The organism is Rhodoferax sp. GW821-FHT07F03 (assembly GCF_059418745.1).
On sequence record NZ_JBWKQM010000010.1, the window covers coordinates 215,647 to 234,151 of the forward strand.

Below are 18,505 nucleotides of genomic sequence, written 5' to 3' on the forward strand. Positions count from 1 at the left end.
CTCTCTTATGCGTAGGCCCGACGCAGCTGCTGCGTGGTGCTGATGGCCCGGTTCAGCTTGGCAGCGTAGTCGGGGTCGGTGGCATAGCCGGCGCGCTTGAGCTCGGTGGCATAGGCCTGGGCAGAGCCGGTTTGCTGGCGAGCCTGGGCGTAGCGCGGGTTGTCGTTGATGAGCTTGGCGTAATCGCGGAACGAATCTTGGTACGAGTCGTAGGCGCGGAACTTGGCCTTGACCTTGCGCACTTCGCCGTTCACGACCTCGGTGGTCGTGACGGTGGCGGTCTTGCCGGTCCAGCCGGCACCAGCCTTGATGCCGAACAGGTTGAACGAGGTGCTGCCGTCGGCGTTCTTGATTTCATGTTTGCCCCAGCCGGTTTCATGGCCGGCCTGGCCCAGCATATAGCTGGCGGGGATGCCGGTGGCCTGCTCCACCACGGAGGCGGCAGTGTTGTGTTTTTCCACAAACTCTGTTTGGCTGATGGTGGCTGGCTTGGCGGGAGCGGGGCTGGGTGCGGGGCCCATCTTGAGCTCCGAGCTGTCGCTGGGCACGGTCTGGCGTGACAGCTGGCGTTCGATGGCCGCCGAGATACCACCGGGTTGGCCGGACATCATGACCGAGAACTGCTGGTCCAGCAGATCGGTGCCAAGGCTTTCTCCAGCGCTGTCCATCATGCCGGACTTGGTGGTCGCTTCGCGCATGCTTTTGATCAGCTCGCGCATGAACAGGGATTCCAGCTGCTTGGCGGTTTCCTTGATGGCCGCCGGGCTGTCCTTTCCCGCCTGCAGTTTCAGCGCGTTCAGCGACTTCGCGTCTGCGGCGAGCGAGTTGGTTGCGACGGATGATGTCTGCTGGATGGACATATCAACCTTTCATCGTCTTAAACGCGGCGGAGCCTGAAGGAGGTCATGTAGGTCATGTAGGTCATATGGGTCATATGGGTCATATGGGTCATATGGGTCATATGGGTCATATGGGTCATATGACCTCCAGTTCCGCATTCAATGCGCCCGCGGCCTTGATGGCTTGCAAAATGGCCAGCAGGTCCTGCGGCGTAGCGCCCAGGGCGTTCAGGGCGCGCACCACGTCCGCCAACTGGGGGGAGGGCGGTACCTGTATCAGGATGCCAGGTTCCTGCTTGATCTGGATATTGCTTTTTTCGGTCACCACGGTTTGGCCTTGGGACAGCGGATTGGGCTGGCTGACCGACGGTGTGGTGCTGATGCTGATGGACAGGTTGCCGTGGGCGATGGCGCAAGGGCCTAGCGTGACCGACTGGTTCAGCACGATGGAGCCGGTACGCGAATTTATGACCACCTTGGCGGCTGGTGCCGAGGCCTCCAGCGGTAGCTCTTCCAGGTCGGCCAGGAAGTTCACGCGGGAGTTCGGGTCGTTCGGGGCGCGCACACGGATGGTGCGGCCATCCAATGCATTCGCCAGGCCGCGGCCCAGCTTGCTGTTGATGGCTTCTGCGACCCGGCGGGCGGTCTGGAAGTCGGATGAGTTGAGGCCCAGGGTGATGAAGTCACCGTCTTGCAAAGGTGTGGGAACGCTGCGTTCCACCTGGGCGCCTTCGGGGATGCGACCTGCGCTGAGGTGGTTGATCTGGACCTTGCTGCCGCCAGCGGCTGCACCAGCGCCGGCCACCACCATATTGCCTTGGGCCATGGCGTAGATTTCACCGTCGGCACCGCGCAGGGGGGTGGCAATCAGCAGTCCACCCTTGAGCGACTTGGCATTGCCCATGGAGGCGACGTTGATGTCAATTTTCTGGCCTGGTTGGGCGAATGCGGGCAATTGAGCTGTGACAATGACCGCCGCCACGTTCTTCAGCTGCAGCGACGAGGTCAGGCTGGCGGGCAAGGTGATGCCCATTTGCTGCAGATAGCTGCCCAGGCTCTGGGTGGTGTAGGGCATCTGGGTGGTCTGGTCGCCGGTGCCGTCCAGACCCACAACCAGGCCGTAGCCGGTCAACTGGTTGCTGCGTACGCCTTGGACTTCGGCCAGTTCCTTGATGCGCAAAGCCTGGGCCGGCAGGGCTGCCAGCATGCCGACGGCCATGCATAGCGCTGCCATCCATGTCGAAACACGGAGTGCTGGCTGGCGGCGGAAGAAATGCATGGCGAACAACCTGTTCTACAGAGTGGTTCGGCCGATTTGGCTAAACCTTTAGCACTATTTTCCGGCGCATCAGAAAGGCAGAACGTTCAAAAAGAACCGGGACAACCAGCCTAATGCCTGGGCTTCGCCTTGTGCGCCACGGCCCTTGGATTCAATGCGTGTATTCGCGACGGCCGACGAGCTGACGATGCTGCCTGGCTGGACGGAACGCGGGTCCACCGTGCCTGTGAAGCGCAGAACGTCCACGTTTTCGTTGACGCCGATCTGCTTCTCGCCGGCCACGACCAGGTGGCCGTTGGGTAGAACCTGGACCACGGTAGCGGTAATGGAGCCGGTAAAGGTGTTGGCGCTGCTGGTGCCGCCCTTGCCGGAGAACGCATTGGACGAATCTGCGCCTACGCCCAGTTTGCCCAGCATGCCGGTACCGGTAAACGGCAGTGCCGTTACGCTGGAGGCCAGGGTGTCCTTGCGGTCAATCGTGGAGGTGGAGGTTTGGCTGGCCGTGACGTTTTCCACGATCTGGATCGTCAGCGTATCGCCAACCATGCGGGGGCGGCGGTCCTCGAAACCGGGCCGGTAGCGGTTGGTGGAAAACAGGCTGCCTGTGGCCGGGCCCGTGGATTCCGGCGACATGGTGGGAATGGCGCGCGGTGTGGTTGCTTCGGCGAAATCGACCTTGGGCGAGTTGTGTATGGTTGCGCAGCCGGTGCAAAGCAGGCCCAGTGCGATAGCGGCAGTCAAGGGGATACGCATGGTGAAACTCCTCGCGCAGTTTTAGAGCTGCGCCAGCTTTTGCAACATCTGATCGGAGGTTTGCACGGCCTTGGAGTTCATCTCGTAGGCGCGCTGGGTCTGGATCATGGTGACCAGCTCCTGCACCATGTTCACGTTCGAGCTTTCTACGAAGCCTTGCTTGATCACGCCCATCCCGCTGACGCCGGGGGTGCCGGTGGTGGGTTGGCCCGAGGCAGCAGTTTCGATATACAGATTCCCGCCCTTGGGCTCCAGGCCGGCCGGGTTGATGAAGTTGGCCATCGTGATATTACCTGCAGGCTGCGGCGTGGCATTGCCGGCCAGCATGACGGTCACCGAGCCGTCGGTGCTGATGGTGACGCTTTGGGTGTTGACCGGAATGGTCACGCCGCTGGCCACAGTCAGGCCTTCGGCCGTGACCAGGCGGCCTTGTGAATCGACCTGAAAGGAGCCATCGCGGGTATAGCCTATGGTGCCATCCGACTGGTTGACCTGGAAGAAGCCGTTGCCGTTGATCGCTACGTCCAGGGTGTTGCCGGTTTGCTGCAGACTACCCTGCGCGAACGAACGGGTGGTGGACACCGTGCGCACACCCAGGCCCAGATGCAGACCGGTGGGCAGCTGGTTTTGTTCCGTGCTGTTGGCTCCGACCTGGCGCAGGTTCTGGTAGATCAGATCTTCAAAAACCGCGTTGGCACGTTTGTAGCCCGTGGTGGAGGAGTTGGCCAGGTTGTGCGAGATGACGTCCAGCTGGGTTTGCTGGGCTTCCATGCCGGTCTTGGCGATCCACAGGGAGTTGATCATGGCAGTTCTTTCTCTTTAGCGGGCATTTCAGCCCTGTACGTTCAGCAGCTGGCTGGCGCTCTTGTCATTGGTTTCGGCGGTTTGCAGCAAGCGCATCTGGGTCTCGAACTGGCGTGCCACTTGGATCATGCCGACCATGGTTTCCACGGCATTGACGTTGGAGCCTTCTATGGCGCCGGCCAGTAGTTTGGCCGTGCCGTCCTGGGGCAAGGGGTCGCCGGAGGTGGCACGAAACAGGCCGTCGTCGCCCCGTTTGAGTGGGTCGTCGGTGGTAGGGGTCACCATCTTCAGGCGACCCAGGTTGGTGGGCGCTTGCCCAGCCACCTTGGCGCTGATGGTGCCATCGCTGCCCAGGGTGATTTCTGCGCCATTGGGTACGTCGATGGGGGAGCCACCGTCGGACAGCACGGGCAGACCGGTCGGTGTGACCAGGGTGCTGGTAGGGGAAATCTCAAACACGCCGGAGCGGGTGTAGGCCTCGGTACCGTCCAGGCCTTGCACGGCAAACCAGGCATTGCCTTGGGCCATGGCATCCAGGTTGCGGCCGGTGCGCTGTACCGGGCCAGGTAGTTCCGAGTGGCCAGTGGTGGTTTCCAGAGCGAAGACGCGGGTGCTGGAGCCGGGGCCGTTCAAGGGTACCGAGCGGAATGTTGCCAGCTCTGCCCGAAAGCCGTTGGTGGACACGTTGGCCAGGTTGTTGGCCAGCACCGCTTGTCGGTTCGACGCGGTGTTGGCACCTGTCATCGCGGTGTAAATGATGTGGTCCATGGCGGGGCGTCCTCAGGCAGGCCAGCTTATTAACGCAGGTTCACCAAGGTGGACATCACCTGGTCCTGGGTCTTGATGGTTTGTGCATTGGCCTGGTAGGCGCGCTGGGCGGTCATCATGTTGACCAGCTCTTTGGTCAGGTCTACGTTGGAGTCTTCCAGTGCGCCGGCGCGCAGGGAGCCCAGGTTGCCGCTGCCGGGTACACCTTTGGCCGATGGGTCGCCGCTAGACGGAGTGGCGCGCCAGAAATTGCTGCCAATCGGCGCCAGGCCCTGCACATTGGTGAAGGTGGCCAGCTGGATTTGCCCCGCCGCCAGCGACTTACCGTTGGAGTAGGTGCCCTGGACGATACCGCTGGCGTCGATGGTGATCGCGGTCAGCGTGCCGGGGGCCTGGCCATCCTGGGTGGCGGTATTCACCGCGAATTTGGAGCCGTATTGGGTGGATGCGCTGGCGTCCAGTGTGGCAGTCACGGTGCCACCGGTGGCGGTGGGCAGCGTGAGGCTGGTCAAACTGGGTGAGATTGGGTTGCCGTTCACGTCATAGGTTAGCGTGCCTTGGTCGGTGACGGTGCCACCGTCCACGCTGGCGTAGACCTCCCAGGTGTTGGCTGCCGTCTTGGTGAAATACACGCTCACTGGGATTTCTGTGCCCTGTGCGTTGTAGGTGGTAATGGAGGTGCCGTAGGTTTCCAGCACTGGAACCAGTGCTGTGGGTGGTGGTCCTCCGGTAGCTACGGCGGCCGACGCGTCGAGGTTGAAGCCCAGGGTGACCGCCGAGGTGGCGACTGCTGGGATCTCGCCTCCGGTGGGCAGCGTCAAGGGACCGACGGCGCCGCCGGTTGGAATGGTGCCATCGGCGGCGGCGGTGAGTCCCAAGAGGTGGGCGCCATCATTGGTGATGATTTCACCGGATTTATTCAGCTTGAATGCGCCGTCCCGACCATAAGCCGTACTGCCGTCGGTCAGTTGCAGCTGGAAGAAGCCATTGCCGTTAATGGCCACGTCCAGCGAATTGCCGGTGACGCTGATGTTGCCTTGGGTAAATTGCTGTGAGATGGTTTGTACTTCCACCCCAAGGCCCTTGCTCACACCTCCGGTACTGCCCAGGGACGAGGCATACAGCTCGGCAAACTCGGCGCGCGAGGCTTTCATGCCGGTGGTGTTGGCGTTGGCAATGTTGTGGCCAATCACGTCCAGGTTTTGGCTGGAGGCGTTCAAGCCGGAAAGGCCTTGTTGAAAGCTCATGGAGTGCTCCTGAAAGTACGGTGAGAGAGGGGCTGGATTTACAGAATGGCTTTGACGTCGGCGTAGGCCACCGACGATCCGTTCTGCAATTGCAGATTCAGAACGTTGTTGTCATTGCTGACGGCCACCACCTTGTTGCGTTGCAGGGAGGTCGTGGTAACGGCAGTTCCGCCATTGGTGGCCGTGACTTTGAAGCTCAGATCGCCGGTGCCGGTGTAGGACGAGGCATCCCAGGTGAAGGCTTGGCGGCCCTTTTCCTGGGCGCCCAGGTTGACAGTACCCAGCACGGTTCCACCGGCGGTGCTGACTTCCACCTTTACCGCATCGGCGTTGGAGCTCAGATCGAACGAGCCTTTGCCAACCCCATCCACGATGTCCAGTGTGGAGCCTTCGGTGAGCACGTCATGGCCAATGGTGGAACTGCCCTGCAGGGATTGCAGTGCCGCGATTTGCGTGGCCATGCTTTTCATGGTGTCGTTCAGCGTCTGTATGCCCGACACGGTGTTGATCTGCGCCAGTTGACTGGTCATCTGCGCGTTGTCCATGGGGTTCATGGGGTCCTGGTTGTTCAGCTGGGCGACCAGCAGTTTCAGGAACCGGTCTTCGGAGGCTGCTGCCGTCGTGCTGTTGCTGCTGGACGTGGATGTGCCTGCGATGGAGCTGCTGACGGCGTTGATGGCGGAGTAATCGACGGCCATGGCTGGATTCCCTGTAAAAAATTATTGACCCATCTGCAGCGTTTTGAGCAGCAGGGTTTTGGCCGTGTTCATGACTTCAACGTTGTTCTGGTACGAGCGCGAAGCGGAAATCATGTTCACCATTTCGTCCACGGCGTTCACGTTGGAGTGGGTGACATAGCCGTCGGCATCGGCCATGGGGCTGGTCGGGTCCAACACCTTGCGGCCGGGTTGCTGGCTTTCCGTGATCTCTTTTACCTTGACGCCCGCGGCGCTTTCGGCGCCCATCAGCGTGGTTTGGAACACCACCTGGCGCGCCTTGTAGGGCTGTTGGTCTGGCCCGGCCACCGCATCAACGTTGGCCAGATTGCTGGCCACCACGTTAAGGCGCTGCGACTGGGCGCTGATGGCGCTGCCAGAGACATTGAATATGGAAAACATGGACATGCGTCACTCCTTGGAATCGGCCTGGGCTTATTGCCCCGTGATGGCGCTGAGCATGGTTTTGGCCTGCCCGTTGATAAAGCGCAGCGTGGCTTCATAGCGGACCGAGTTGTCCACAAAGTTGGCCCGTTCGCGGTCCAAGTCCACCGTGTTGTTGTCCAGATTGGGTTGGCTTTGCACGCTATAGCCCAGTTTCTGGCCGCCTCCAATGGTGCTGTCGCTCAATTCCGGCATGTCCATATGCCTGGCGTTGGTCTTGTTGCCAGTAACCAGGCTGGAGCTGGATGTGGCTGCCTCCATGGCGTCTTTGAACTTGAAGTCGCGCGCTACATAGCCAGGGGTATCTACGTTGGCGATATTGCTGGCGATGGCGCGCTGGCGCTCAGCGCGCAGCACCAATGCCTTGCTCTGGAAATCAAGCCCACCCACCATTTTGTCCAACATGCGACACCTCGCGTTTTCGCTAAAGCGAGACATCCGGTGCCATCCCGGCTCTCGCGTTGGGCAAATTATGAGAAAACTTGAGTCTTTTGAGCCCTGGAAGAAGCGGGTGATTTCTGGCCAGTTCCCGGCTTTGTCTTTGAGTGTGTTTGCCTATAGTTCCGCAAGTTGCGGACCGAATCGGCGTGGTGTTCCGCGTGAAGCCAGTCGGGGCATGGAGGTGTTATGCAGTTTCTTTCTTCTCTGGTGGGCGTGCGCCGTGGCGTTGGCGCCGCTGTGGCGGCCTTGTTGTGGTCTGCAGGGGCCTACGCCCAGGTGGAGTCGGAGGTCCTGAGCGTGGGGCAGCGCTGGGCCGAGTCTGCCGTGGCCCAGGTGCCAAGCGATGTGTCCGGGAGCGGTACGTCGTTGCGCATGGAAGTGGTCGTGGGGGCGCTGGATACGCGCTTGCGTTTGGCTCCGTGCGCCAAGGTGGAACCTTACCTCCCAGCCGGTACCCGTCTATGGGGTAAAAGCCGCATAGGCTTGCGCTGTCTGGACGGGGTGACCCGTTGGAATGTTTTTTTGCCGGTGGCAGTGAAGGCTTTTGGCCCGGCCTGGATCGCAAAATCGAATGTCAATGCGGGTGCCGTGCTGACGATGGCCGACGCCATGGCTGCAGAGGTGGATTGGGCGGACGATGTTTCGCCGGTTGCGGCCCTGCCTGAGCAGTGGGTGGGTCAGATCGCAACGCGCTCTTGGGGTGCAGGGCAGGTAATACGCCAATCCATGCTGAAGCCGGCCCAGGTGTTCCAGGCAGGTACACAAATCCGGGTTTTGGCCCAAGGCGCGGGCTTTCAGGTGACTTCGGATGGCCAGGCCATGACAGCCGGTGTGGTGGGTCAGGTGGCCCGCGTGCGGATGGATAGTGGGCGGGTGATGTCTGGAATGGTGCTGGACGCCCGTACCGTCCGGATTGAAATGTAACAAGATCAGCTTTTTTACGCCGACTACTGTTTTTAGGGCTAAAGATAATGCGGATTCTGCCGAAACCATTGCTACGATGCTTCACGTTTGAGGCGGTTGGAGAGTGTGATGAAAATTGGAACAGGACAAGAGCTACCGGGAGCGGTTGGTTCTGCCAGCCTCAAAAAGGCCGAGCAGGACAAAAGCGCTGCGCCCGCCAGCATTGCGCAGCAGAGCGCCCAGACGGCGCCCTCGACAGGCGCATCCGTGTCCGTTTCCACCTTGGCTCGCACCCTGGAAACAGCCGACCGCGGCGTGAGTTCCGACTTCGACAGCAAGAAGGTGGCCGAATTGCGGGCTGCCATCAAGAACGGGACTTTCAAGGTCGATCCGGAGGCGATTGCAGACAAATTGCTCTCCAATGCCCAGGAAATGCTGAGCGTCACCTCCAAGTAAGCGCTTATTCGCTGTCTTTTCATCTGGGGCAATAACCATGTTTGCATCCCGTCTGGAAAACAGTTTGTCCCAGGTTGAACAATTGCTGGAAGATGTTTCGGCTGCCTTGCTGTCTGGCGAGCCTCTGGTTTTGGAGTCCACCAGTTCTGCATTGAGGCAGGCGGTGGTGGGGCTGTCAGGTTTGTTGCAAGGCCCTGCAGCTTCAGCCCGTCTGGATCAGGTGCTGCGTCAGCGGTTGGCGCGGGTTTCGCTCACGTTGTCCCAGCAGCGCACTAATTTATTGCGCCGGGCCGTGGTGGTGGACCGAGCTTTGGCTGCGGTGTTACCCCAGGCAGCACAAGCGCAGACCTATGGCAACGGCGCAAAGGCATCAACTTACCGAGGTGGTGCGGCCCGTATATATGCCGCCATGGCAACCTGAGTGCTCTTGCGCCCATTAAAAAAGCCGCCCCATCAGGAGCGGCTTTTTTAATGGGCCTAGATAGTCAAATCAGCGTTAGTGGCTGCGCATTTTTGCCCGTAGGCGGGCAATTGACTGGCTATGCAGTTGGCAGACGCGAGACTCCGTGATCTCCAGCACTGCGGCGATTTCCTTCAAATTCAGATCGCTTTCGTAATACATGCTCATGATGTATTGCTCGCGTTCGGGTAGGGTCTTGATGGCTTCTACCAGCGATTCGCGCAGTCGGTGATCGCGCAACAAGTGCAGCGGGTCGGCTGTTTCATCGGCTACATGGCGGTCCAGGAAGCTGGCTTCGTCATCACCCCCGCCGGTCATGTCCTCCAAATAGACGAGTTGGGTACCGCGTACCTTGCCCAGCAGGCTTTGGTATTCGGGCAGCGAGAGTTCGAGTTCGGCCGCAATTTCGGATTCCATGGGGCCGCGGCCCAGCTTTTGCTCCAGCTTTTGAACGGCCCGTTCTATGTCCTTCTGGCTTTTACGCGATCCACGCGACATCCAGTCGCTGTCGCGCAGTTCATCAATCATGGCTCCGCGTATGCGTTGCGTGGCGAAGGTCTCAAACTGCACGCCCTGGGCGACTTCGTAGCGGGTCAGGGCTTCAGACAGGCCGATCATGCCGACCTGTATAAGGTCGTCGAGCTCGATATTCGGCGGCAGCTTGGCAATCATGTGGTGCGCCAGTCGCCGAACCAGGGGCACGTACTGGCGAATCATGTGTTCGCGGTCCATGTGGCCTTTGGCGGTGTACATCAGCGTGCCCCCATGACGGAGATGTCTGAAGCCCATGGTTTGCTGTGCGCTGCCGTGGACAAACCTTGCACGACCGGGGCGGCATTGGCCATGAGACGCAGTACGAGGCTGTGCACATCGTCCCATACGGGTTTATGTTGCTGGAAGGAGCGCACCGTCATGAATTCGGTATTGCAGCCCAGATATATCTGGGCGCATTTTTGCAGTACCCGGCCCGTGGTTCTTGCCAGGTTTTCGGCGCGTTGTATAGGAGAGGTGATGACCGGCACAATAATGGGTAACAGCCGCGCTTGCAGCAACAGATTCTTGATATTTTTATAGGCTTCCAGCACGGATTCTCGCAGCGAAGTGACTGCCAGCAGGGGGCGCACCTCGCTATTTATCAGCAGCGCAGTCAGTAAGGGGGCCGCCCCATACAGTACGACGACGTCGCAGTTTCTAAACAAGTGGCCCAATGGCTGCAAAGGCATGGGGTGTTCCTGGCTGGCAAGCTGTGCCAGGCGACTCAACCCTAGCCGGGCTGGCACGATGTGCAGCGGCAAACTGGGAGCCGGTGCGTCCTCCAGCCAGTGTGCGCTATCCAACAGGTTCTGTAAACCAGGGTTGTCTTCCGATTCCTGGGTGGTGGCGTCCAGCACGGTTACGCGGTATTGCAACTCTTGCAAGGCGCCACAAACTTGCCACAGTAGCGGCAGTTCGGTGGACGCATCTCCCTGGCTGACCATGGCGATCACGCTCCAAGCGGCCTTGGGCGTCCATCGCCGCAAGCTTTCGCCCTGATCAGCGCAGGATTCAAGCATGTACCCGTTCCTTGCGGTCGGGTTCGGACTGGCCGGGCGAGAAGAAGAAGTTCAAGTCCAGTGCCTTGGGATCGAATGCCGATTTGCTTGACGAGCGCATGGATGCCCGCACCAGCTTTTTGGCGTCGGCTGCTTCCCAGTCTTCCGGCACGCGCTGGCCGTTGCACACTCCGCGCAACACCAATTGGTGGCGGATGATGGCGTCCAGTGCGGGGCCTAGTTTGGCGGCTTCGTCTACCTTGGACAGAATGGCTTGCTGTATGCCGCGCGTCTTGAAGGAGGTGAGTACCTCGTCCAGCGTATCGCCATGGCCGCCGGCATTTACCACCAGCAAGCGGTTGACTCCGGGCAGGTCCAGCACGTCCAGCATGTCGCGCTTGCGCGGGTCTCTGGGCGCCAATCCCGTGGTGTCGATAAGCACCATTTTTTTGTTGCTCAGCAAGCCCAGCAGATCCTGCAGTGCGGCGCGGTCATGGGCCAGGTGGGCGACTACTCCCAACATGCGTCCGTATGCCCGTAATTGCTCGTGGGCGGCGATGCGGTAGGTGTCGAGGGTAATCAGTCCAACGCTGTTGGTGCCGTACATACGTACGCATTGCGCGGCCAGCTTGGCTGCGGTGGTGGTTTTGCCCACACCGGTGGCGCCCACCAGTGCATACACGCCGCCTTCTTGCACCATGGATTGGCCGCTTGCGTCGGTGTGCAAATTGCGCTCCAGTACGTCCATCAGCCAGCGAACGGCTTCTGCGGCCGTGGCTTCTTCGGGCAGGCGCTCAATGACGGCTCGCGCCAGGGTGGGTGAGTAGCCAGCCCGGATGAGCTTCAGCATCAGGTTCGACTGGATTGGATCGCTGTTGGCCTTGCCCAACCAGGCCATGGTGTTGAAGCGCTCTTCAATCAGGTCTTTCATGGACTGCAGTTCGTCCACGATACCTTTGGAGTTGATGACGGCGGATGCCTGAGTTGCCTTCGGCTTGCTGAACGCAGGCGTCGACAGGGGGACTGCGTGGTTGGCCCGCGGTGCTGGTGCTGCCGCTGGCTTGGGCGGCTCCATTTGCGTGCGGTGGATTGATTTTGGAGGCAGGCCCTCGTCATTGGGGCCGCTGACGGTTTCATGCCGGCGGCGCAGCATGCGCTCGCGCACATAGTCTTGAAACGACAGTGTACTCATTGCCAGCTGCTCTGTGTCTTCCTGTACCGGGATTTGCGCCATGGCCTGTGTTGCGGCAGAGTTGGCCGCAGCTGGCAGGATTTGGGCGGGCCGACCTAAAGACTCAGCCACTTTGTCCAATCCAGACAAGGCGTCTTCGGCGGTTGCCACTACTTCCACGCCGTTGGGTGTGGGGCGGTTCGACAGTATCAGTGTGCCGTCCCCAAAGACTGCACGGGCCTTCGCCAATGCTTCGCGGGATGTTGCGGCGTGAAAGCGTTGGATGTTCATGTCAGTGCACCTTTAAGAATCGGGCCAATGCGGATGGTGTGTGTTTCGGGAATTTCGCTGTGTGCCAGCACCTGCAGGCGGGGGGCGACGCGGCGGACCAATCGGGAGATGGCATTGCGAATCTGGTCCGGGACCAGCAGGCAGGCGGGAACACCCAGCTCTTCTTGTTGCATGGCGACGTCTGCCACGTTACGGGTCAGCAAGTCGGCAACACCGGGGTCCAGCGCCGGGCCAGCTGCGTTGCCCAGGGCTTGCACCAGCATGCGCTCCAGGCCTGGTTCGATGGCGATGACATTGAGCTCGCGGGTAGGGCCGTAGATCTGTTGCACGATCGCTGGCGACAACGCAATGCGCACGCGGCGAGCCAAGTCCGCCGGGTCTTGTGTATTGCCGGCATGCTCGGCCAGGCATTCGACAATGGTGCGTATATCGCGGATGTGCACAGACTCTTCCAGCAGTAGCTGTAAGACTTTCTGGAACGTGGCGATAGACACCATTTTGGGAACCACCTCTTCGATCAATTTGGGAGCCAGTTTGCTGACATGTTCGACCAGCTGCTGCGTCTCTGTGCGGCTTAGCAACCGGGCCGCCTGCACTTGCATCAAGTGTGACAAATGTGTGGCCATCACGGTTTCCGAATCAACCACGGTAAAACCTGCCATTTGTGCGGCTTCCTTTTGCCGTTCGTCGATCCAGTGGGCGGGCAGTCCAAAGGCCGGATCGGTGGTGGCTGTGCCTATCAGCGGCGTAGTGATGCCGCCTGGGTTGATCGCCAGGTGCATGCCGGGGAAGGCTTCCCCTTCTCCCACCACCACGCCACGCAGAGTGATGCGGTAGGCGCTGGGTTTGAGCTCCAGGTTGTCGCGGACGTGTACGGGCGGTGGCAAGAAGCCCACTTCTTGGGCGAATTTGCGTCTGACCCCCTTGATGCGGGTCAGCAGGTCGCCGGGGCGGGTTTTATCTACCAGAGTGATGAGCCGATAGCCCAGCTCCAGACCCAGCAGGTCTACCGGCTGCAGGTCGTCCCAGGTGGCTTCGCCGTCCGTGGGGGGCGGGCCGACGATCAAGGTCGAGTCTTGCGGGACGGGGCGATGGGCAATGGCCCAGGCCATATAGCCCAGCACGGCCGCCATCGACAGGAAGACGGTGTGCGGCATATTGGGAATGATGCCCATGAACGCCAGAATGCCCGCAGTAATACCCAGTACGCGTGGCGAGTCGAATAGTTGTTGAATGATCTGCTTGCCGATGTCATCGTCCTTGCCCACCCGCGACACCACCATGGCTGCGGCAATGGAAATCAGCAGGCCAGGGATTTGCGCCACCAGCGCATCGCCAACGGCCAGCAAGATGTAGGTATCGGCTGCCTTGGAGGCGGTCAGTCCGTGCTGCAGCACGCCGATGGTGAAGCCGCCTACGATGTTGATCAGCAAGATCAAAATGCCGGCGATGGCATCGCCGCGCACAAACTTGGAGGCACCGTCCATGGAGCCGAAGAAGTCGGCTTCTTCGCCCACTTCGGCGCGGCGGCGCTTGGCTTCTTTTTCGTTGATCAAGCCTGCGTTCAGGTCGGCGTCAACGGCCATTTGCTTGCCGGGCATGGCGTCCAGGGTAAAGCGAGCTGACACTTCCGCAATACGCTCGGAGCCCTTGGTCACAACGACAAAGTTGATCACCACCAGGATGGCGAACACGATCAAGCCCACCGCAAAGTTGCCACCGATCAGAAAGTGCCCAAAGGCCTCGATCACCGCGCCGGCTGCGCCTGCGCCGGTGTGGCCTTCGAGCAGTACCACCCGGGTGGATGCCACGTTGAGCGACAGCCGCATCAAGGTGGTGAGCAGCAGCACCGAGGGGAATGCCGCAAAGTCCAATGGCCGCGTCATGTAGGCTGCAACCATCATCACCATCAGTGCCACGGCAATATTGATGGTAAAGAAGGTGTCCAACAGCCATGCGGGCATGGGCAGCACCATCATGGCAAGTATGGTTACCACCATGATGGGTGCAGAAACCCCTTGCACCAGGGATTTATTGGTGTTGAACCATTTCTGCAGTGACTGGAGTTGCGGGTTCACGTGGTCGCCTCAGCCAGAATGGTTTTGCTCAGCGGGTCCAGCTCAGGGGGAACATGGGGCTGGGTGAAACTGTCCGGCATTTGTCCTTCGCCACGCATGGCGGCCTTCACCCGGTACACGTAGGCCAGTACCTGGGCCACTGCGGTGTATAGGGTGGATGGAATTTCGCCGTCTATTTCTGCGTGTGCGTACAGGGCTCGTGCCAGCATGGGTGACTGCAGCACGGGAATGTCGTGGGCATTGGCTACGTCCCGTATCTTCATGGCCACCAGGTCCGCGCCCTTGGCGATGACCTGCGGTGCAGCCATGGTCTTTTCGTCGTATTTCAGGGCAACCGCAAAGTGGGTTGGGTTCATCACGACGAAATCAGCCTTGGGGACTGCACTGACGCTGCTGCGCTGGGCGATCTCCCGGGCACGGGCGCGCATTTTGCCCTTCATCTGCGGGTTACCGTCGGACTCTTTGTGTTCTTGTTTGACTTCCTGGTGCGACATCTTCAGCCGGGACTTCATCAGGAAGGTCTGTAGCGGCACGTCGATTACGGCTACAGCGAAAACGACCAGCAGCAGCATGCTCATACCTGAGCTAATCCAGCTGGCCAGCTGTTGTATGGACAGCCTGCTGGGTTGCAGCATCAGCTGTCCCACGGATTCCAGGCTGTCTTTCAGGTAAGTCCAGCTCACCGCAATCAAAATGGCGGTAATGACCAGCAGCTTCAGAATGTCGGTGACCTGTTCTTTGGAGAATAGGCGTCCCAGGCCGGAGATCGGATTGAGCCGATTGAAGTCGGGCATCAGGGGTTTCAGGCTGACGATCCATCCACCCGAGGCGATGGCGCTGCCTATGGCCGCAGCCATGACGATGGCGGCAAATGCGGCGCTGGCGGCCATACCTATCATGACCATGTCCTGCAAGCGGTCCACCATGCTGCCATTGTTGGCCAGGGTGCTGGCATTGAATGACAGTTGCTGGGCTATTGCGAGCTGCAAATGCTCCAGCAATGATGGGGCCAGCACCAGAACAGCGGCGGAACCTGTGCCCAGAACGGCCAGGTGCGACAAATCCTTGGAGCGCGACGCCTGTCCGTCCTTACGCGCTTGCTGCAGCTTGCGCTCTGTCGCCGGTAGGTTTTTGTCTTGACTGGATGAGTCCATGGCAATGGGGTTTTACGAAACCCCATTGTCGGCATCCGGTTTCCCACCTAAAGCCTGATAAGCGGGCTTTAGGTGGCTCAATTGCCCTTGGGCAGTTTGGCTGGCTTTAGAAGCCCAGGCTGGCCAACAGGTCGTCGACCTGGGATTGGTCTGTCACCACGTCGGTGCGTGCTTCGGGGTCCACCACCGGGCCTTGCAGTTTCTCGGGTGCTTTGGGTGTGATGACTGGTGCAGCATGGCTGGGGGCGGTTTGAATCAGCAATTCGATCAACTGCTTTTCAATCACTGCGGTCAAATTGACAACCCGGGCGATCACCTGGCCGGTCAGATCATGAAAGTCTTGGGCCATCATGATTTCGGTCAGGTGGCTGTCGATTTCTTTGCTGGCCTTGTCTACGTCGGCTACAAAGTTGTAGACCGCGCCAGTGGCTACTGCGGCAACCGGGTCTTTCACAATCAGAGCGCCCATACGGCTGGTTTCGGCTGCGATGAAGTCATGCTGAATCTTTGCCAGATCAACCCGGCTCAGTACTTTTTCCGCCGCTTCACCGGTCAGGCGGGCGATATAGGTCAGCCGACTTTGGGCGTCGGGCAGTTCCTCGACGCTGTCCTTCAGTTTGTCCGTGTAGCCGAGCTCATTGAGTGAGTCGTGCAATTGGCGTGTCAGTTGACCGATCTTCTGGTGCACTTCGGGCTGCATGGCTCCGCCGCCAGTAGATGGGGGCTCGTGCGCTGTCATGCTGGGATCAACCCATTCTTCTTGAGGATGTGCGTGAGCTTTTCCTCAAGGGTGGCTTTGGTGAACGGTTTTACGATATAGCCCGCCGCGCCACCTTGGGCCGCGGCCACGATGTCTTCCTTGCGTGCTTCGGCGGTCACCATCAGGACGGGAAGGTGCTTGAGCTTCTCGTCGCCTTTGATGGATGCCAGGAGCTCGAAGCCATTCATGTTGGGCATATTGATATCGCTCACCACGAAATCGAAGTGGATACCGCTGCGCAGTTTTTGCAGGGCGGCGAGGCCGTCTTCAGCCTCCTCCGCGTCAGCGTAGCCGCTCTCCTTCAGCAGGTTTCGCACGATGCGGCGCATGGTGGAGAAGTCATCAACAATAAGAAAACGCAGGTCAGTTGCCACGGGTGACCCTTTCTAGGTGGGGTTTTAAAAAAAGTCGCATGGTTGCAATTCTCGGCATTTTCATGGTTTCTGCACGCCTTGCGAGGGCTCTGGAGTGGATGTCATGTCTGTAACCTTCGGCGTTGCACTTGTTACGTCTGCGTCTATTGTCGCATTGCCCATCAGTCTTTCTTCGGCCTCGCGGGTCATGATCGTAATACTGATTCTGCGGTTAATGGGGGCTAACGGGTTTTTTGTATCGATAAGGCTGCTGGCAGCTAGTCCTACGACGCGGGCCATTTTTTCGTCGGGCATGCCAGCCGCCACCAGTTCGCGGCGGGATGCGTTGGCGCGGTCGGCGGAAAGCTCCCAATTGCTGTAACCGCGTTCGCCGTTGCCATAAGGGGTGCTGTCAGTGTGGCCGGCCAGGCTGATGCGGTTTTCTACGCCATTCAGTGCGGAGCCAATTTCCCGAAGGATTTCTCGCATATAGGGTTTGACCAGGGCGCTGCCGCTGTCGAACATGGGGCGATTCTGTTCGTCCACGATCTGGATCTGTAGGCCGTCAGGTGTGCTTTCCAGGCGAATCTGTGAGCGGTATTCGGATAGTTTGGGGTTGCTGGAAATCAGGGCGTCAATCTTGGCGCGCAACGTGGACATGCGTTTGGCGTCCTGTTTGGCGGCTTCGGCCTTGGCGGCTGTTTCGTCCATCTTCTTTTTCTTCGGGTCGTCGCCTGAGCCGCGTGCAGCTTGTCCTACTGTTTTGGTTAAGTCCGCACCTCCGCCGGGTAGAAGGCTGTTGCTGGCACCGGCGCCGCTACCACCCTGCATGGCTACCTTGAGGGGGGACGTGAAGTAGTCTGACAACCCTTTTTTGTCGCCCTCTGTGGTGGAGCCCAGCAGCCACATCAGCAGGAAGAACGCCATCATGGCGGTTACAAAGTCGGCGTAAGCAATCTTCCAGGCGCCGCCGTGCACAGCGTGGCCGCCTTTTTTGATCTTCTTGACGATGATCGGTTGAAGTTTTTTGCCCTCAGTCGCCATGCCGGTCTTTGCTCAGGTTATTTCTTGCCGCGCACATGGTTTTCCAGCTCGGAAAAGCTGGGTCTGTCAGGGGAGAACAGCACTTTGCGGCCAAATTCGATGGCTGTGGCGGGGTTGTAGCCCTGCATACTGGCCAGCAGCGTGGTTTTCATGCACTGCAATTCTTTGGCGCTGTCTTCGGATTTTTGCTCCAGCAGGCCGCCCAAGGGCTCTACCACCCCGTAGGCCAGCAGAATCCCCAGAAAGGTTCCGACCAGGGCGGACGCGATCATCCCACCCAATACAGCCGGTGGCTGGCCCACCGAGCCCATGGTGTTCACCACCCCCAGCACGGCGGCCACGATCCCGAAGGCGGGCAATGCGCCAGCCAAGCGCGCAATGGCAGCGACGGGGGCATGGGCTTCTGCGTGGTGGGTATCGATTTCGCTGTCCATCAGCGACTCGATTTCATGGGCATTCAGATTGCCTGACACCATCATGCGCAAATAGTCCGTCATGAACTCCACGACATGGTGGTCGCTGCCGACCGTCGGATATTTCTTGAAAAGCTCAGACTCGTGGGGGGATTCCACGTCGCCTTCAATGGCCATCAGCCCTTCCTTGCGTGCTTTTTGCAGGATGTCGTAGAGCAGGGACAGCAGCTCCATGTAGCGGGTCTTGGTGTACTTGGACCCTTTGAGTGCCTGGGGCAGTAAGGCGATGGTGGCCTTGAGCACTTTGGGTTGGTTGTTGACTGCGAAGGCGCCCAGTGCGCCACCAAAAATGGTGATCAACTCAAACGGCAGGGCATGCAGGATTACGCTGATATTGCCACCGTGGAAGACGTACACGCCGAAAATGCAACCCATGGAGACGGCGTAGCCGATGAGGACAATCATGTTTGGATGTTGGCAAGCGTTGTGGCGATAGGCTGGGCCGATAGTGCCGGTGCCAGCGGTTTGACCCTGTGTGTAAATGTATCGGATTTAAAGATGTTTGCACGGGAAGAAGGGGCGCAAAACGACGTCAAATC

Annotated in this window: 21 protein-coding genes; 3 read left to right on the forward strand and 18 right to left on the reverse strand. The window is 59.7% G+C overall.

Going from position 1 to position 18,505, the window contains the following annotated elements; all coding sequences use genetic code 11:
* Nucleotides 1–5: 5 nt before the first annotated feature.
* From flgJ to flgB, 9 genes are all read right to left on the reverse strand, one after another.
* Nucleotides 6–860 (reverse strand): flagellar assembly peptidoglycan hydrolase FlgJ, encoded by an 855-nt coding sequence (flgJ, locus tag AC07R0_RS17090; RefSeq protein ID WP_495105740.1) that lies wholly within the window; start codon nucleotides 858–860, stop codon nucleotides 6–8.
* 115 nt (nucleotides 861–975) lie between these two features.
* Nucleotides 976–2,073 (reverse strand): flagellar basal body P-ring protein FlgI, encoded by a 1,098-nt coding sequence (locus AC07R0_RS17095; protein ID WP_495098585.1) that lies wholly within the window; start codon nucleotides 2,071–2,073, stop codon nucleotides 976–978.
* Nucleotides 2,074–2,187: 114 nt separating this feature from the next.
* Complete coding sequence (locus tag AC07R0_RS17100) at nucleotides 2,188–2,871, reverse strand: flagellar basal body L-ring protein FlgH (RefSeq protein ID WP_495105741.1); 684 nt, start codon at nucleotides 2,869–2,871, stop codon at nucleotides 2,188–2,190.
* A 21-nt stretch (nucleotides 2,872–2,892) separates the two neighbouring features.
* A complete protein-coding gene (gene flgG / locus AC07R0_RS17105; protein ID WP_495098505.1) occupies nucleotides 2,893–3,675 on the reverse strand; it encodes a flagellar basal-body rod protein FlgG in 783 nt (260 codons plus the stop codon).
* Between the two features lie 27 nt (nucleotides 3,676–3,702).
* Nucleotides 3,703–4,443 (reverse strand): flagellar basal-body rod protein FlgF, encoded by a 741-nt coding sequence (gene flgF, locus AC07R0_RS17110; protein WP_495098504.1) that lies wholly within the window; start codon nucleotides 4,441–4,443, stop codon nucleotides 3,703–3,705.
* 29 nt (nucleotides 4,444–4,472) lie between these two features.
* The gene (gene flgE / locus AC07R0_RS17115; RefSeq protein ID WP_495098503.1) at nucleotides 4,473–5,690 is read right to left on the reverse strand and encodes a flagellar hook protein FlgE; all 1,218 of its coding nucleotides are present in this window, start codon (nucleotides 5,688–5,690) and stop codon (nucleotides 4,473–4,475) included.
* 38 nt (nucleotides 5,691–5,728) lie between these two features.
* Nucleotides 5,729–6,388 (reverse strand): flagellar hook assembly protein FlgD, encoded by a 660-nt coding sequence (locus AC07R0_RS17120; RefSeq protein WP_495098502.1) that lies wholly within the window; start codon nucleotides 6,386–6,388, stop codon nucleotides 5,729–5,731.
* 21 nt (nucleotides 6,389–6,409) lie between these two features.
* The gene (flgC, locus tag AC07R0_RS17125; protein WP_495098501.1) at nucleotides 6,410–6,814 is read right to left on the reverse strand and encodes a flagellar basal body rod protein FlgC; all 405 of its coding nucleotides are present in this window, start codon (nucleotides 6,812–6,814) and stop codon (nucleotides 6,410–6,412) included.
* Between the two features lie 27 nt (nucleotides 6,815–6,841).
* The gene (gene flgB / locus AC07R0_RS17130; protein ID WP_495098500.1) at nucleotides 6,842–7,255 is read right to left on the reverse strand and encodes a flagellar basal body rod protein FlgB; all 414 of its coding nucleotides are present in this window, start codon (nucleotides 7,253–7,255) and stop codon (nucleotides 6,842–6,844) included.
* A gap of 222 nt (nucleotides 7,256–7,477) precedes the next feature.
* Here flgB and flgA point away from each other — a divergent pair, with 222 nt between their 5' ends.
* From flgA to AC07R0_RS17145, 3 genes are all read left to right on the forward strand, one after another.
* Nucleotides 7,478–8,215 (forward strand): flagellar basal body P-ring formation chaperone FlgA, encoded by a 738-nt coding sequence (flgA, locus tag AC07R0_RS17135; RefSeq protein ID WP_495105742.1) that lies wholly within the window; start codon nucleotides 7,478–7,480, stop codon nucleotides 8,213–8,215.
* A 108-nt stretch (nucleotides 8,216–8,323) separates the two neighbouring features.
* Nucleotides 8,324–8,650, forward strand: coding sequence for a flagellar biosynthesis anti-sigma factor FlgM (flgM, locus tag AC07R0_RS17140; RefSeq protein ID WP_495098498.1), 327 nt, complete (start codon nucleotides 8,324–8,326; stop codon nucleotides 8,648–8,650).
* Between the two features lie 37 nt (nucleotides 8,651–8,687).
* A complete protein-coding gene (locus AC07R0_RS17145) occupies nucleotides 8,688–9,071 on the forward strand; it encodes a hypothetical protein (protein ID WP_495105743.1) in 384 nt (127 codons plus the stop codon).
* Between the two features lie 75 nt (nucleotides 9,072–9,146).
* Here the strand turns inward: AC07R0_RS17145 and AC07R0_RS17150 are convergent, their stop codons facing one another.
* From AC07R0_RS17150 to motA, 9 genes are all read right to left on the reverse strand, one after another.
* Nucleotides 9,147–9,863, reverse strand: a complete 717-nt coding sequence (locus AC07R0_RS17150) for an RNA polymerase sigma factor FliA (protein WP_495105744.1) — start codon at nucleotides 9,861–9,863, stop codon at nucleotides 9,147–9,149.
* Nucleotides 9,863–10,663 (reverse strand): P-loop NTPase family protein, encoded by an 801-nt coding sequence (locus AC07R0_RS17155; RefSeq protein ID WP_495105745.1) that lies wholly within the window; start codon nucleotides 10,661–10,663, stop codon nucleotides 9,863–9,865. Before AC07R0_RS17155 ends, AC07R0_RS17150 begins: the two co-directional genes overlap by 1 nt.
* Nucleotides 10,656–12,104 carry a flagellar biosynthesis GTPase FlhF gene (gene flhF, locus AC07R0_RS17160; protein ID WP_495098494.1) on the reverse strand — a complete coding sequence of 483 codons (1,449 nt, stop codon included), beginning with the start codon at nucleotides 12,102–12,104 and terminating at the stop codon, nucleotides 10,656–10,658. The genes AC07R0_RS17155 and flhF overlap by 8 nt, the downstream gene beginning before the upstream one ends.
* Nucleotides 12,101–14,182 carry a flagellar biosynthesis protein FlhA gene (gene flhA / locus AC07R0_RS17165; RefSeq protein WP_495098493.1) on the reverse strand — a complete coding sequence of 694 codons (2,082 nt, stop codon included), beginning with the start codon at nucleotides 14,180–14,182 and terminating at the stop codon, nucleotides 12,101–12,103. Before flhA ends, flhF begins: the two co-directional genes overlap by 4 nt.
* Nucleotides 14,179–15,336: an EscU/YscU/HrcU family type III secretion system export apparatus switch protein gene (locus tag AC07R0_RS17170; RefSeq protein ID WP_495105746.1), complete on the reverse strand. Its 1,158-nt coding sequence runs from the start codon at nucleotides 15,334–15,336 to the stop codon at nucleotides 14,179–14,181. Before AC07R0_RS17170 ends, flhA begins: the two co-directional genes overlap by 4 nt.
* Before the next feature lie 106 nt (nucleotides 15,337–15,442).
* On the reverse strand, nucleotides 15,443–16,075 hold the full coding sequence (locus AC07R0_RS17175; protein WP_495098491.1) for a protein phosphatase CheZ: 633 nt from the start codon (nucleotides 16,073–16,075) through the stop codon (nucleotides 15,443–15,445).
* Nucleotides 16,072–16,470, reverse strand: coding sequence for a chemotaxis response regulator CheY (gene cheY / locus AC07R0_RS17180; protein WP_495098490.1), 399 nt, complete (start codon nucleotides 16,468–16,470; stop codon nucleotides 16,072–16,074). Before cheY ends, AC07R0_RS17175 begins: the two co-directional genes overlap by 4 nt.
* 60 nt (nucleotides 16,471–16,530) lie before the next feature.
* Nucleotides 16,531–17,493, reverse strand: coding sequence for a flagellar motor protein MotB (gene motB / locus AC07R0_RS17185; protein ID WP_495098489.1), 963 nt, complete (start codon nucleotides 17,491–17,493; stop codon nucleotides 16,531–16,533).
* A gap of 17 nt (nucleotides 17,494–17,510) precedes the next feature.
* A complete protein-coding gene (gene motA, locus AC07R0_RS17190) occupies nucleotides 17,511–18,371 on the reverse strand; it encodes a flagellar motor stator protein MotA (protein WP_495098488.1) in 861 nt (286 codons plus the stop codon).
* Nucleotides 18,372–18,505: the final 134 nt, after the last annotated feature.